Annotated in this window: 14 protein-coding genes and 1 pseudogene; 7 read left to right on the forward strand and 8 right to left on the reverse strand. The window is 70.7% G+C overall.

Annotated features, from left to right (window positions below):
* Nucleotides 1-23: 23 nt before the first annotated feature.
* A complete protein-coding gene (locus ACSHT8_RS29845) occupies nt 24-1,274 on the reverse strand; it encodes a hypothetical protein (protein ID WP_436494598.1) in 1,251 nt (416 codons plus the stop codon).
* 439 nt (nt 1,275-1,713) lie between these two features.
* On the opposite strand from ACSHT8_RS29845, the gene serB reads away from it, so the two are divergent.
* The 4 genes from serB (at nt 1,714) to ACSHT8_RS29865 (ending at nt 4,273) form a co-directional block, all read left to right on the forward strand.
* Nucleotides 1,714-2,937: a phosphoserine phosphatase SerB gene (serB, locus tag ACSHT8_RS29850; protein WP_436494600.1), complete on the forward strand. Its 1,224-nt coding sequence runs from the start codon at nt 1,714-1,716 to the stop codon at nt 2,935-2,937.
* Nucleotides 2,934-3,692: a peptidyl-tRNA hydrolase gene (locus tag ACSHT8_RS29855; RefSeq protein WP_436494602.1), complete on the forward strand. Its 759-nt coding sequence runs from the start codon at nt 2,934-2,936 to the stop codon at nt 3,690-3,692. The genes serB and ACSHT8_RS29855 overlap by 4 nt, the downstream gene beginning before the upstream one ends.
* Before the next feature lie 81 nt (nt 3,693-3,773).
* Nucleotides 3,774-4,016 (forward strand): type II toxin-antitoxin system Phd/YefM family antitoxin, encoded by a 243-nt coding sequence (locus ACSHT8_RS29860; protein ID WP_436502218.1) that lies wholly within the window; start codon nt 3,774-3,776, stop codon nt 4,014-4,016.
* Entirely contained in the window at nt 4,013-4,273 is a 261-nt protein-coding gene (locus tag ACSHT8_RS29865; RefSeq protein ID WP_436494604.1) for a Txe/YoeB family addiction module toxin, read from the forward strand. Before ACSHT8_RS29860 ends, ACSHT8_RS29865 begins: the two co-directional genes overlap by 4 nt.
* 34 nt (nt 4,274-4,307) lie before the next feature.
* Here ACSHT8_RS29865 and ACSHT8_RS29870 read toward each other — a convergent pair whose 3' ends face one another.
* The 6 genes from ACSHT8_RS29870 to xrtP all read right to left on the reverse strand — a co-directional run bounded on the left by ACSHT8_RS29870 (nt 4,308) and on the right by xrtP (nt 9,987).
* Entirely contained in the window at nt 4,308-4,643 is a 336-nt protein-coding gene (locus ACSHT8_RS29870) for a hypothetical protein (protein WP_436494606.1), read from the reverse strand.
* Nucleotides 4,644-4,660: 17 nt separating this feature from the next.
* Nucleotides 4,661-6,691: an ATP-dependent DNA helicase gene (locus ACSHT8_RS29875; protein WP_436494608.1), complete on the reverse strand. Its 2,031-nt coding sequence runs from the start codon at nt 6,689-6,691 to the stop codon at nt 4,661-4,663.
* Between the two features lie 81 nt (nt 6,692-6,772).
* Complete coding sequence (locus ACSHT8_RS29880; RefSeq protein ID WP_436494610.1) at nt 6,773-7,501, reverse strand: hypothetical protein; 729 nt, start codon at nt 7,499-7,501, stop codon at nt 6,773-6,775.
* Nucleotides 7,502-7,595: 94 nt separating this feature from the next.
* Nucleotides 7,596-8,030, reverse strand: coding sequence for a hypothetical protein (locus tag ACSHT8_RS29885; protein WP_436494612.1), 435 nt, complete (start codon nt 8,028-8,030; stop codon nt 7,596-7,598).
* Between the two features lie 29 nt (nt 8,031-8,059).
* On the reverse strand, nt 8,060-9,388 hold the full coding sequence (locus ACSHT8_RS29890; protein WP_436502219.1) for a glycosyltransferase: 1,329 nt from the start codon (nt 9,386-9,388) through the stop codon (nt 8,060-8,062).
* Nucleotides 9,389-9,432: 44 nt separating this feature from the next.
* A complete protein-coding gene (gene xrtP, locus ACSHT8_RS29895) occupies nt 9,433-9,987 on the reverse strand; it encodes an exosortase P (RefSeq protein ID WP_436494614.1) in 555 nt (184 codons plus the stop codon).
* A 255-nt stretch (nt 9,988-10,242) separates the two neighbouring features.
* Between xrtP and ACSHT8_RS29900 the strand changes: the two genes are divergently transcribed.
* The 3 genes and pseudogenes from ACSHT8_RS29900 to wecB form a co-directional block, all read left to right on the forward strand.
* Complete coding sequence (locus tag ACSHT8_RS29900) at nt 10,243-10,995, forward strand: choice-of-anchor P family protein (RefSeq protein ID WP_436494615.1); 753 nt, start codon at nt 10,243-10,245, stop codon at nt 10,993-10,995.
* 14 nt (nt 10,996-11,009) lie between these two features.
* Nucleotides 11,010-11,177: an LPXTG cell wall anchor domain-containing protein gene (locus ACSHT8_RS29905; RefSeq protein ID WP_436494617.1), complete on the forward strand. Its 168-nt coding sequence runs from the start codon at nt 11,010-11,012 to the stop codon at nt 11,175-11,177.
* Between the two features lie 67 nt (nt 11,178-11,244).
* Nucleotides 11,245-12,345, forward strand: a pseudogene (wecB, locus tag ACSHT8_RS29910) (non-hydrolyzing UDP-N-acetylglucosamine 2-epimerase); the annotation flags it as partial.
* Here wecB and ACSHT8_RS29915 read toward each other — a convergent pair.
* Entirely contained in the window at nt 12,345-12,917 is a 573-nt protein-coding gene (locus ACSHT8_RS29915; protein ID WP_436494619.1) for an isochorismatase family protein, read from the reverse strand. The pseudogene wecB and the gene ACSHT8_RS29915 overlap by 1 nt on opposite strands.
* Nucleotides 12,918-12,929: the final 12 nt, after the last annotated feature.

The following is a 12,929-nucleotide window of genomic DNA, read 5'->3' on the forward strand; positions in this document are numbered from 1 at the left end:
GAATTCTCCCGTTAATTCCGCGCTCAGCCCGCCAGTTCTTTTTTCTCGTCGAGCAGGTGGCGCCATTTGTCGAGGTCCGGGCCGCGCTCGGTGACGAGATGGGCGGTGCCGGAAACGTCCACCAGCACCTCGGCGGCGGGCGGGACGTTGAGGAATTCCATGTGCTGGGTGGCGCAATAGGCGCCGACGTCGAGGATGACCACGTGGCTGGTCGCGTCGACCGCGGCGGGGACGGCGTACTCGCCGGGCAGGATGTAGTCGTGGCGCAGGATGGTCCGCCCGCGCAGCGCCGCCTGCGTGACGCAGTCGCCCTCGGGGATCTCGCGCAGCTCGGCGTCGAGGAACACCACGTTGTGCCTGCGGTCGCGCAGCTGCGCCGAGGGCATCAGCATCCGCGAGCCGTCGGTGGGCACCAGGCTCGACACCGGGTTGGTGATCACGTCTCGCTTCACCCCGAGCACCAGCGCGCCGACGTCGGCGAGCACGTCCCGCGCGGGCTCGAACAGGAACCGGACGTGCTCCGGCACGCCCATCCGGTCGGCGGTCTCGCGCAGCGCCTGGAAGTACATGTGCCAGTCGAAGTGCTTGTCCTCGGCGTCCCACTCCTCGTAGACGAAGCCGTGGCCACCGGCGAAGTTGATCGACTTGGCGGTGGGGAAGTGCTTCTCGAAGATCGTGAACATCTGCTCGATGATCCCGATCATGTCCTCGCGCGAGTTGCCGCTGCCGCAGTAGACCTCGAAGCACTCCAGGTCGCGGCCGTGCTGGTTGAGCAGGGCGGACAGCATGTCGAGCTCGCCGTACTTGATGCCCGGCTTGCCCGAGTCGAGGCTGTCGATGCGGGCGCTGATCGACGGCGCGCCCGTGCGCAGCGCGTGCGCGATCTCGTCGAGGCTGGACAGGAACGTGGGGTAGCCGGTCGCCGACCAGTAGTCGATCTCGCCGTCGGAGACGTGGCCGGGGGAGACGATGAACCGGTCGAACCCGAACCGGCCGAGCACCTGGTGCTCGCCGGGCAGCTGCAGCAGCAGGCCGACGCCCATGTCGTGCAGCGGGCGCAGGACGTGCGGGTTGGAGTTGGGGAAGAACGGGACGTAGAGCTCGACCCGGTCGCCGAGCCCGGCGGCCGCGGCGGCGTCGTGCACGCGGCGCACGTTGTCGCGCAGCCGCGCCTCGCTGTAGACGAAGAACGGGGTGCCGACGGCGTCGGCGATCGGCTTCAGGTCGACCTCACCCAGCCATGATCGGGACAGCTTTGCCTCGGTCGTGCTCATGCGGACTCCTCGCGCGAAATTAGGAATGCCCAGAAAGTGGGCATGGTGAATAGCCGCATTCAGGCAGGATGATGCGGCGGAATCAGTCAAGCGGCGTCGAATTCGACGGATTGTTGAGTGCAGCCCCCAGTGGCAATGTCTCCCCGTGACGCTGTCCACGGTGCCGTGAATTCGCTAATGCGTCGACATGGTGTTGATCACACTCGATCGGACTAGGGCGGGCGCGGAATTTCGCTGGTACTGCGGCGGTCGCCCCGAATGAAGTTGTTAACACAATGGAAATCGTCAGTCATTACTCTTGGCCGGGCGGTGCGGCCAGGCGGGCCGGGCCGCGTCTGTCCATGGCGTGACGCGTCGGTAACATTCGAGGTGTCCCGCCGCGGCAACGGCGCCGCCGACACTCCTGGCCGCCCACGGGGGCGGAGATACGAGGATCGTGGTGGCTAACCCGAGTACCCCAGTCCTGATCACGGTGACCGGCCCCGACAAGCCCGGCGTCTCGTCGGTCCTGTTCGCGGTGCTCACCCGGCACGGCGTCGAGATCGTCGACGTCGAGCAGGTCGTCATCCGCGGCCAGCTCGTGCTCGGCGTGCTCGTCGGCGCGGTCGAGGACGCCGAGGGGCTCCAGGAGTCGGTCGAGCAGGCCATGGCCACGGTGTCCATGCGCGTCGAGGTGGAGATCGGCGCCGACCCGCAGTCCGGCGCCCGGCTCGGGTCGTCACACGTGCTGGTCGTGCTCGGCAGGCCGGTGACCGCGCGCGCGTTCACCGAGGTCGCCCGGCGCCTCGCCGCGCTGGAGGTCAACATCGACGCCATCCGGCGGGTCGCCGACTACCCGGTGACCGGCCTGGAAGTGCACGTCTCGGTCGCCAAGGACGACGCCGACTCCGACGCGCGGCTGCGCGAGGCGCTGGCCGAGGTGTCGGTCCGCGTCGGCCTGGACATCGCCGTGGAGCGCGACCAGCTCGCGCGCCGGGCGAAGCGCCTGATCGTGTTCGACGTCGACTCGACCCTCATCCAGGGCGAGGTAATCGAGATGCTCGCGGCCAAGGCGGGCGCCGAGGACCAGGTCCGCGAGGTCACCGAGGCCGCCATGCGCGGCGAACTCGACTTCAGCGAGTCGCTGCACCACCGGGTCGCCCACCTGAAGGGCCTGCCCGCGTCGGTGCTCGACGAGGTCGCCGCCGACATCGAGCTCACCCCCGGCGCCCGCACCACGATCCGCACCCTCAAGCGCCTCGGCTTCCGCTGCGGCGTCGTGTCCGGCGGGTTCAGCGCCATCATCGACCGCTTGGTCGACGACCTCGACCTGGACTTCGCCGCCGCCAACGAACTCGAGATCGAGGACGGCGTCCTGACCGGCCGCGTCATCGGCGACATCATCGACCGCGAGGGCAAGGCCGTCGCCCTGCGCCGCTTCGCCGACGGCTTCGGCGTCCCCTTGGCCCAGTGCGTCGCGGTGGGCGACGGCGCCAACGACATCGACATGCTGTCGACGGCGGGCCTCGGAATCGCGTTCAACGCCAAGCCCGCTCTGCGCGAGATCGCGGACACGGCGCTGTCGCACCCCTATCTTGATGTCGTGCTGTTCGTTCTAGGGGTCACCCGCGCCGAGGTCGAGGCCGCCGACCTCGCCGACGGTCTGGACCTCGAACGCCTGTGACGATCCTGTCTCCCCTCGCCGCCCGGTACGCGTCCTGGCTGTCGCTGCCGGACTCGGCAGTTCGGGACACCGCGGACGAGGACCCCGCGCTGGTCCGCGCGATGCCGGTGATCCTGCGGATCGAGCGCGACCTGCCCGCCCGGAGTTCCCTGCTGGCCGCCGCGGCCGCTGCGGCGGTGGCGGTCTGCCTCGACCCGCGCGCTTCGGACGACGGCCCGTGGCACGCCGACGTCGACGCGTGGGTGCGCGGGCGCATCCGCAAGGTGTCGCGGCGGGCTCGGGGTGCGCAGTGGGAAGCGGTACAGGCCCTGCCGGGCGTGACGGTGACGGTCGACGGCGCTTCGGCGCGGGCGCTGGTCCCCGGCTTGGTGACCGAGACACCCCGGGAGGTCGCCAAACTGCAGATCTCCGGCAGCGACCTACCCGACGACGCGCCAGGCCCAGCGCCGGACGGGGTGCCGGTGCTGTGGTGCAACCCGTCGGTGCCGATGACCGCGGGCAAGGCCGCCGCCCAAGTCGGCCACGCGACGATGCTCCTGGCCGCCCTCCTGCCCGACGTGGACTTGGCCCAGTGGGCGTCGATGGACTACCGCTGCGCCGTCCGGACCCCGACCGAGTCCGCGTGGGCGGACCTGCACCCCGGCGACGCCCCGGATCTGGCCTGGAAAACCCGCCGAGTACTGGCGGTCCGGGACGCGGGCTTCACGGAGGTCGCGCCAGGAACAGTGACCGTATTGGCGCAACTTCAGCTGTGACGACGTCGCCAGGCCCTTGCCCGAGCTCCGCGTCCGACGTACAGTATCTTGTACGTCGAAGGGAGGGTGCTAGTGAAGACCATGAGCTACTCCGAGTCTCGCGCGAAGTACGCCGAGACCCTCGACTCCGTGGTGAACGACCGCGAAGAGGTCGTTATCACCCGCGCGGGGCACGAGCCTGTTGTGATCGTGTCTCTTGACGACTACCAGTCGCTCAAAGAGACGGCCTACTTGCTCCGCAGCCCGGAAAACGCGCGTCGGCTGATCACCGCGATCGAGCGACTGGAGTCCGGCGGCGGGACACAGCACGACCTCGTTGAATGAAACTGGTCTGGGACGAACTTGCCTGGAGCGACTACCTCTGGTGGCAGACCGAGGATCGCAAGGTCCTCAAACGCATCAACGAACTGATCAAAGACATTCGGCGCAACGGCAACGAAGGCATCGGGAAGCCTGAGCCGTTGAAGCACGGGTTCCAGGGCTACTGGTCGCGCAGGACCACTGACGAGCACCGCTTGGTGTACAAGATCGCGGAAGACGAGATCCGCATCGCGGCCTGTCGCTTTCACTACGGCAAGTGAGTGTGCCGCGCGAGCCGAGCTCGCGCGGCATACATCAGTCCGCCTTCTTCTTCTGCCACACCACGAACAGCCCGTCCTCCGTCGTCGTCATCGCCTCAATGAACGCCTCGTTGTCGAAGTCCGGGAGGGACTGGAGCCTGCCCATCAGGTCGTCCGCCGCCGGGTCCCCGGCCGGGACCGCGCAGCCGCCGCCGCCCTCGCGCATCAGGAGGAAGAAGACGTCCTCCTTCCACGGGCCTTCCGGGGTGGTGCGGATCGCCACCTCGGCCAGTTCCGTCCAGGAAACCGCCTCTTCGGTGCCGTCGGCGAGGTGCCTGCGCACACCGTCCTCATCGACGGTGATGCTCGCTTCGCCGGGATTGCCTGACACGCGACCTCCGTAGGGATTCAACTTGCGGCGCTGTCCAAGCGGCGCAGGGCGGCGCGGACGACCTCGGCATCGGTCGTCGGCCAGAACGGGGGGAGGGAGGCGCGGAGGAAGCCGCCGTAGCGGGCGGTGGCCAGGCGCGGATCGAGGATCGCCACGACGCCGCGGTCGTCCATCGACCGCAGGAGCCTGCCCGCGCCCTGGGCGAGCAGCAGCGCGGCGTGGGTGGCCGCGACCGTCAGGAACCCGTTGCCGCCGCGGGCCTCGACGGCGCGCTGCCGTGCCGAGGCCAGCGGGTCGTCGGGGCGGGGGAACGGGATGCGGTCCATCACCACCAGCGACAGCGACGGGCCGGGCACGTCCACGCCCTGCCACAGCGACAGGGTGCCGAACAGGCACGTCGCCGGGTTCTCCGCGAACTTCTTGACCAGCAGCGACGTCGAGTCGTCGCCCTGGCACAGGATCTCGGTGTCGGTGCGTTCCCGCAGCGCCGCCGCGGCGTTCTTCGCCGCGCGCATCGACGAGAACAGGCCCAGGGTGCGGCCGCCCGCGGCCTCGACCAGCGACTGCAGCTCCGTCAGGTACGCGTCGGGCAGCCCGTCGCGGCCCGGTGGGGGCAGGTGGCGCGCGGTGTAGAGGATGCCGCTGCGCGCGTGGTCGAAGGGCGAGCCGACGTCGATGCCGGTCCACCGCAGGTGGTCGGAGGCGACCTCCTTGTCGGAGGCCATGCCGTCGACCTTCGCGCTGGAGCTCTGCTGGACCGGCAGCCCCCACTGCTTGGCCAGCGCGTCGAACGTGCCGCCGAGTGTCAGCGTCGCCGAGGTCAGGATCGTGGTGTTCTCGCCGAACAGCTTCTCGCGCAGCAGCCCGGCCACCCCCAGCGGCGCGACCTTCAGCGTCGGCGGGCGCGGGGTGTTGGACCCGAAGTCGCCGGTCACCCACACCACGTCGCGGCGGTGGGCGTCGTCGGCGCCGAAGGCATCCAGGACGCGCACGGCGTTGTCGTGGACCTCTTCGAGCATCGACATGGCGAGCTTGCGGGTGGCGACCACGTCCGGGTCGGCCTGCCGCTCCGGGCCGAGCGCGGTGATGCACTGGTGGGCGCTGTCGCGGATCGCGGTGACGGTGACCCGCAGCGGCTCCGGGAACGCGTCGAGCCGTCCGGTCGGCACGTCCTCCAGCAGCATCGCCAGGCCCTCGCCGCACTCGGCGAGCCGGTCGGCGGTGTCCTCCTCGACCAGCCTGCCGACGCGCCGCGACGCCATGGACACCATCGACGCCGACAGCTCGCCCGTGGCCACCGAGGTGACCCGGTCGACCAGGTCGTGCGCTTCGTCGACGATCACCACGTCGTGCTCGGGCAGCACCTGGTAGCCCTGCAGCGCGTCGATGGCGAGCAGCGCGTGGTTGGTGACGACGATGTCGGCACGACCGGCCTCCGCGCGCGCCTTCTCGGCGAAGCAGTCGGTCCCCATGGGACACCGCGACGCCCCGAGGCATTCCCGCGCGGACACCGACACCTGCCGCCACGCCTGCTCGGACACGCCGGGCACCAGCTCGTCGCGGTCGCCGGTCTCGGTGTCGCTCACCCACTCCCGCAGCCGGGTGACCTCCCGCCCGAGCCGGGAGATGGCGAACGGGTCGAACAGCACCTGGTCGTCGGGCTCGTCCTCCGGCCCGTCGAGCCGGTGCAGGCACAGGTAGTTGCGCCGTCCTTTGAGGATGGCGAAGGTCGGCGTGCGCTTCAGCGACTCCTTGAGCGCCTTCGCCACCCGCGGCAGGTCGCGGTCGACCAGCTGCCGCTGCAGCGCGATGGTGGCCGTGGAGATGACCACGCTGGACCCGTTGGCCACCGCGTGGCGGATGGCGGGCACGAGGTAGGCCAGCGACTTGCCGGTGCCGGTCCCGGCCTGGACGGCCAGGTGATCACCGGTGCGGATGGAGGCGTGTACCGCCTCGGCCATCTCGACCTGCCCCGGCCGCTCAGCCCCACCTACCGCGGCCACGGCGGTGGCCAGCAGGTCGCGCAGCGGGGGCAGGGTGTCCGACACAGCGAAGACGGTACCGCTGAGGGCTGTCACCGCGTGGTTGGGCTCGCGGGCGCCCCGCGAGCCCAACCGGTGCTATGGGTCTCAGCGTGCCGCGCGGCGGCGGGTGACCAGGATGGCGCCGGTGCCCAGGCCCAGTGCGGCCAATCCGATCAGGACCATCGGCAGCGCGTTCACGCCCGTGCTCGCCAGCTCGGCGGACGACGGGGTCGAGCGGCCCTGGGCCACCGCGGCCGGGGTGGCCGAGGAGGTCGTCACGGCAGGCGTCGTGGACGGCTGTGTGGTGGTGCCGGTCGTCGTCGATGGCGTGGTGGTCGACGGAGTGGTGGTCGTCGGCGGCGTCGACGGCACGGTGGTGGTGGACTTGCAGCCGGTGTGGGCCGGGTTGGAGCGGCCGATGCCGCGGTTGCGGTCGCACTCGTAGCCGGCGTTCGCGTCCGAGCCGCCCGGGAGCTGGCCCTTGGGGTTCTTGTTGTCGGCCTTGCCGACGCAGCCCGCGCACGGTTTGCCGACGGACTTGCCGTCGCCGTTGCCGTTGAGGGCGGGTGAGCCGTCCCTGGTCGAGTCGTACGGGCCGTGGGTGTTGGCGCCGTTGCCGCTGAAGTCGGCGTTCGAGGCGGGCTGGGGCTGGGTGAGGTCCTGGGTGGGCTTGTTGCCGCCCTTGTTGCCGTGGTCGGCCGCCGCCGCGGGGGTGCCGTTGCCGTTCCCGTTGCCGCCCGGGTCGGCGCCCGCTTCGAGACCGCCGCCGAGGAGGAGAAGTAGGCCCGCCGTGCTCAGTGCCGCGGCTAGGCGCGTGGTTACTTTCGTGGACATGGCGGCTCCCCGGAGGTGAGTACAGCTCTTGTCCACTAAATCGTCGGAAACTCGCTGACAGTTACGGCCTATTGCAGCATTCGGGCGATCGCCGTTAAGTCGAACGGGTGGCACGCCGTCGGGCGATGACCACCACGCCGGTGCCCAGGCCGAGCGCGGCGAGGCAGGCAAGCGCCGTCGGGGTGCCCGCCACGCCGGTGTGGGACAGATTCGTCGCGTCGGACAGGGCCGGTGGCGCGGGTGGCGCGTCGACCGTTGTGGCGGGCGGCGGGGTTGACAGGGCAGGCGTGGTCGGCGGCTCGGGCGGCGGGGCGGCCGCCAGGGGCGGCGCGGTCGCCGGGACGGTGGGGACCGCGGTCGTCGGAGCAGGTGCCGTGGTCTCGCAGGTCGGGTGCGTCCGCTTCTGGCAGTCGATCGGCCGCTTCCCCTTGGGCTTCTTGATCTCCGACTTGCCGACCGCCTTGCCGTGCGCGTTGCCCTTGTCCTCGGCCTTGGCGTCGGCGCTCGCGACCCCGCCGGACAGCAGCACGGCCAGGAAGACCGAGCCGAGGACGCCCGCTAATGGTCCAGCGCGACGACTGGATGGCCTGCTTCGGTGTTCCGCCGGGTCTTCGTCCACCCGTTGTGCCCCCTGATGAGTCGGATGAGCGCGCGCCACGACGTGATGTAGAAGGTGTAGATGTAGACCGCGTAGGCGAACCCGTAGGCCAGGCCGCGGAGGAAACTCTTGTCGGGCTCGCACTTCTTGCGATAAATCGGACCCCAGATGATGAACGGCAGCAAGCCGAACGAGCCGTACGTGGCGAAAAGCAGCCAGGCCCCGCCGGTGAACCACTCCCACACCTCGGTCGGCTCGTGCGCGGCGCGGATACCCAGAAGGACGAACGGGATCGGGTAGATGAGGGTGCCGAGCAGCTGCATCCACGGCTGGGCGAGGTAGTAGAGCATCTCCGCGGCGCCCAGCGTCGACAGGTGGCGGGAGTCCCAGATGCGGCGCACGTAGCGCGCGCACTGCATCGTGCCCTGCCCCCAACGGGTGCGCTGGGTGAGGAAGCGCCGCAGGCTGTAGAGGGCTTCCTGGTCGACGTGGGTGTCGACGGTGAAGCCGGTGTGCCAGCCCGCCGTCAGCAGGTGCACGCCGAGTTCGAAGTCCTCCAGCAGCGCCCCGCGCCACGGGCCCGCGCCCTCCACGATGCTGTCCAAAGCGGACAGTCGGGTGAACTGTCCGTTGCCGCCCATGGAGATGGTGCCGGTGTGGCCGCGGGAGAGCTGGATCGCGGCGATGGCGCTGCGGAACTCCAGGTCCTGCATCCGCACCAGCGCGGTGCCGAACCCGCGCTTGAAGAACCCGCGCGTGCTCGGCGGCGTGCCCCGGTTGCTCATCCGCACGTCGACCTGGACCGCGCCGACCTTCGGGTCGCCGAACAGGTGGGCCGCCGAGCAGACCTCCAGGCAGTCGGGTGCCGGCCTGCCGTCGGCGTCGACCACGACGATGATCGCCCGGTCGGTGTCGGCGTGCTTGCCCATCCACCGCTTGAGTTCCCGGTACGCCGAGTTCAGCGCGTCGCCCTTGCCGGTGCGGGCGAACGGCCGCTGCCTGCGCACCAGGTGCAGCCGCTGGTCGCCGGTGCCGCCGTGGCGCGGTCCGCGCAGGGCACCGACCACCTCGGCGGTGCGGTCCTCGGAGTCGTCATCGATCACCCAGACGTGCGCGTCGCGGAAGGTCTGGCGCAGGTAGGCGACGGTGTCGCCGATGACGCTCTCCTCGTCGCGGCACGGCACGAAGAAGTGCCACTCCAGCGACGCCGGGTCGCCGCCGGGGAGCCGCTTGTGCCGCAGGTACGGCACCACGATGAGCGCCACGTAGGTCACGAACGCCACGCTCATGGTCAGCGCGAGCGCCTGGGTCAGGCCCAGGAGCAGGGCCAGGTTCACCGCTCCGCCTTGGGTTTGCGGGTGGACATCCAGACGAACATGACCAGCGCCGCCGCGCCGCCGATGATGCTGACCATCGAGCCGAGCAGCGTGTGGCCCCAGTAGTAGCCGCGGTCGGTGCCCAGCCACTCGATGAGGCCGACCAGGGTCAGGATGCGCAGCTGGTTGACCAGGATGACCGCCACCGTGGCCAGCGCGAGCGCGCCGAGCACGCGCCCGGCGATGCGCGGCCGCAGGCCGATCATGATGGCGCCGACCACCAGCAGCGGCAGGACGAGAAACGCCGACGTGCATTCCGGGCTCATTTGCAGCCCGAAGGGGTGGTCTGTGCCGAGCCCGAAATAGACGGTTTGGCGTTGCGCCGCGAGATAAACCCCGGACGAGGTGACGACGTTCAGAATGCCGCTGGCCAGCACCATTTCCGCGGTCCGATACGCGCGGTTGAGCACGATCAGGGCCACGGCGGTGGCTACCAGCGCTCCGATGAGGACGCGCCCGCCTGTCGTCGTTCGAGGTGTGCTGGGCAACGGCAGTGATCCTGCGATCGCCACCAGGGGTGACCTCCGTCTTTTCGGCGTACTCGGCCCCGACTGTCGAGACACATCATCGGCCGATGGGGCGGTGAACTCGATCGCTGGATCGGGTGAAATCGCGTCCCACTGCTTACGCGGAGTCAAATTGCCAGCATATGCGGGGTGGGTTAACCCCCGAGTTCACACGATCGGGGCTTTATACGGCCAATCCGTCGAATTCGCGGCATCTTCACCGATAGGAGATTGAAGTCCCAACGGAAATCGGAGGAATTGATGCATAAGCACTCGGTGCGCCGAGGCAGCGTGGTCGGCCTCATGGCCGCCGCCGCGCTACTCGTCGGCGCGCTACCCGCATCGGCCGCCCCAGGCGACGGTTCGGCTTACGTCGCCTCCGCGAACCTGACGCTCCTCGGCAGCCCCGCGGTCAACGTGGGCCCGCTCGCGCCGAGCAACACCAACGGCCCGACCGACGCCAGCCTGGCGAGTATCAACATTCCCGGTGTGGCCTCGGCCGGTGTCGTCACCAGCCAGGCCATCCGCGACGACGCCACCGGCGCCGTGCACTCGGAAGCGAACCTGGCCAACGTCAACCTCGCGCTCGCCAACCTGGGCAGCATCGGCGCCATCAACGTCGACTGCGACGCCACCCAGGCGGGCAACGTCGGCACCACCTCGCTGGCCAACGTCCAGATCGCCGGCATCACGGTGCCGGTGAACCCGGCGCCGAACACCACCTTCTCGGTGCCGCCGGGCCCGATCCCACCGCCGCTGGTGTCGATCACCTTCAACGAGCAGATCAACAACCCCGACGGCAGCCTCACGGTCAACGGTGTGCACATCAGGCTCAACGCCCTGCTGGGCACCGGTGACGTGATCCTCGCCAGCGCCACCTGCGGACCGGCCGCCCCGCCGATCCCGATGGCGTCGGGCGCGGGCCTGTGGATCGGCCTCGGTCTGCTGGGCGTCGCGGCGATCCCGGTCGGGATCACGGTGCTGCGCAGGCGCCGGGTCACCGCGGCCGGATAACCCGGGAGGCGAGCGTGTACCGAGCTCCCACCGGGGGCGCCATCGTCGGCGGTGGCGCGGGCCTCGCGGCCACCGGCGCCAACGTCGGCTGGTGGATCGCCTTAGGGATCGCCCTGCTCGTCATGGGTGCGCTGCTGCTGCACGCGTACCGCAGGCGCCAGCACGTGGCGGACGCCGAGTAGTCATCCACTGTGGACTCCGGGCGGGGTGGGCAACCCCGCCCGGAGTTCCATTCCTGACAAGGAGAACATGTTGGAGGTCCTGCTCCTGGTCGGCACCCGGCCCGAGGCGGTGAAGGCGGCACCGGTAGCGCTGGCGCTGGCCGACCACCCCGTGCTCCGGCCGGTGATCGTCCACAGCGGACAACACGTGGGCATGGTCGAGCAGGCGCTCGCGCCGTTCGGCCTGGCCCCCACCGAGGCGCTCGCCGTCACCAGGGGCGGCGGCGGCCAGGCCGAGCTGATGGCCGAGGTGCTGCCGGAACTGGAAGCCGTCCTGGCGCGCAGGCGCCCGGCGGCGGTCGTCGTCCAGGGCGACACGACCACCACCCTGGCGGGCGCGCTGTGCGCGTTCTGGCAGGGAATCCCCGTGGTGCACCTGGAAGCGGGCCTGCGCACCGGCGACCTCGCCGCGCCGTTCCCCGAGGAGGGCAACCGGCAGATGGTCGCCCGCCTCGCCGCGCTCCACCTCGCCCCGACCCCGGACGCCGCCGCCGCGCTGCGCCGCGAGTCGGTGCCCGACCGCGACATCGTCGTCACCGGCAACACCGTCGTCGACGCCGTGCGCCACATCGCCGCGGCCGACCAGCCCGCGGTCAACGCCACGCTCGCCGAGGTCGAGACCCGACCGGGCAGGCTGGTGCTGGTCACCGTCCACCGCCGCGAGTCGTGGGGGCCGCCGCTCAACGAGGTCCTGTGCGCTGTGCGGACGCTCGTCGAGAGCCACCCCGACATCCACGTCGTGCTCCCGGCCCACCCCAACCCGGCCGTCCGCGCCCAGGTCCACGCCGTCCTCGGCGACGCCGACCGCGTCGCGGTCACCCCGCCGCTGGACTACCCGGACCTGGTCCGCACCCTGCGCCGCGCCGCGCTGGTCATCACCGACTCGGGCGGTATCCAGGAGGAGGCGCCCACCTTCGGCGTCCCGGTCCTGGTCGCCCGCGACGTCACCGAGCGCCGCGAGGCCGTCGAGGCGGGCTGCGCGTGGCTCGTCGGCACCAGTGGGCCGATGCTGCTGGCCCACGCCGACCACATCCTGCGCACGGGCCTGCGCGTCCCCGCCGACGCCAACCCCTTCGGCGACGGCCACGCCGCGCCGCGCTCGCGCGACGCGATCGCCCGGCTGCTGGGTCAGCCGACGATGGGCTCGCCCACGAGCCCGACCTGGGCCTCGCGGAGGGTCAGGATGGCTGATTCGGTGGTGGCCGCGGAGACCCCGGCGGTCAGGCCGAGCAGCACGGTGGTGCTGAACCCGTCCCGGGCCGCGTCGATCGCCGTCGCCCGGACGCAGTGATCGGTCGCGATCCCGACGACGTCGACCTTGCCGACCCCGCGTTCCCGCAGCCAGTCGGTGAGTGACACGCCCTCGGGCCCGATCCCCTCGAAGCCGGAGTAGGCCGCCGCGTGCGCGCCCTTGGAGAACACCGCCTCGATGCCCGCGACATCCAGTTCCGGGTGGAACGACGCGCCGGGCGTGCCCGCGACGCAGTGCACGGGCCACGAGTTCACGAAGTCGGGCTCCGCGCTGAAGTGCGCGCCCGGGTCCAGGTGGTAGTCGCGGGTGGCGACGACGTGGTCGTAGGTGGCGTCGGCGATGTGCGCGCTGATCGCCGCCGCCACCGCCGCGCCACCCGCCACGGGGAGTGAGCCGCCCTCGCAGAAGTCGTTCTGCACATCCACCACGATCAGCGCGGTCCGGTCCATGCTCACTCCTTG

The organism is Actinokineospora sp. HUAS TT18 (assembly GCF_051364635.1).
Classification (GTDB): Bacteria; Actinomycetota; Actinomycetes; order Mycobacteriales; family Pseudonocardiaceae; genus Actinokineospora.

Excerpts from the sequence above, each read along its gene's own strand:
- ACSHT8_RS29845 (WP_436494598.1), bottom strand. The coding sequence starts at position 1,274 with ATGAGCACGACCGAGGCAAAGCTGTCCCGATCATGGCTGGGTGAGGTC.
- ACSHT8_RS29860 (WP_436502218.1), top strand. The coding sequence starts at position 3,774 with ATGAGCTACTCCGAGTCTCGCGCGAAGTACGCCGAGACCCTCGACTCC.
- ACSHT8_RS29865 (WP_436494604.1), top strand. The coding sequence starts at position 4,013 with ATGAAACTGGTCTGGGACGAACTTGCCTGGAGCGACTACCTCTGGTGG.
- ACSHT8_RS29880 (WP_436494610.1), bottom strand. The coding sequence starts at position 7,501 with ATGTCCACGAAAGTAACCACGCGCCTAGCCGCGGCACTGAGCACGGCG.
- ACSHT8_RS29890 (WP_436502219.1), bottom strand. The coding sequence starts at position 9,388 with ATGAGCGTGGCGTTCGTGACCTACGTGGCGCTCATCGTGGTGCCGTAC.
- ACSHT8_RS29900 (WP_436494615.1), top strand. The coding sequence starts at position 10,243 with ATGCATAAGCACTCGGTGCGCCGAGGCAGCGTGGTCGGCCTCATGGCC.
- ACSHT8_RS29915 (WP_436494619.1), bottom strand. The coding sequence starts at position 12,917 with ATGGACCGGACCGCGCTGATCGTGGTGGATGTGCAGAACGACTTCTGC.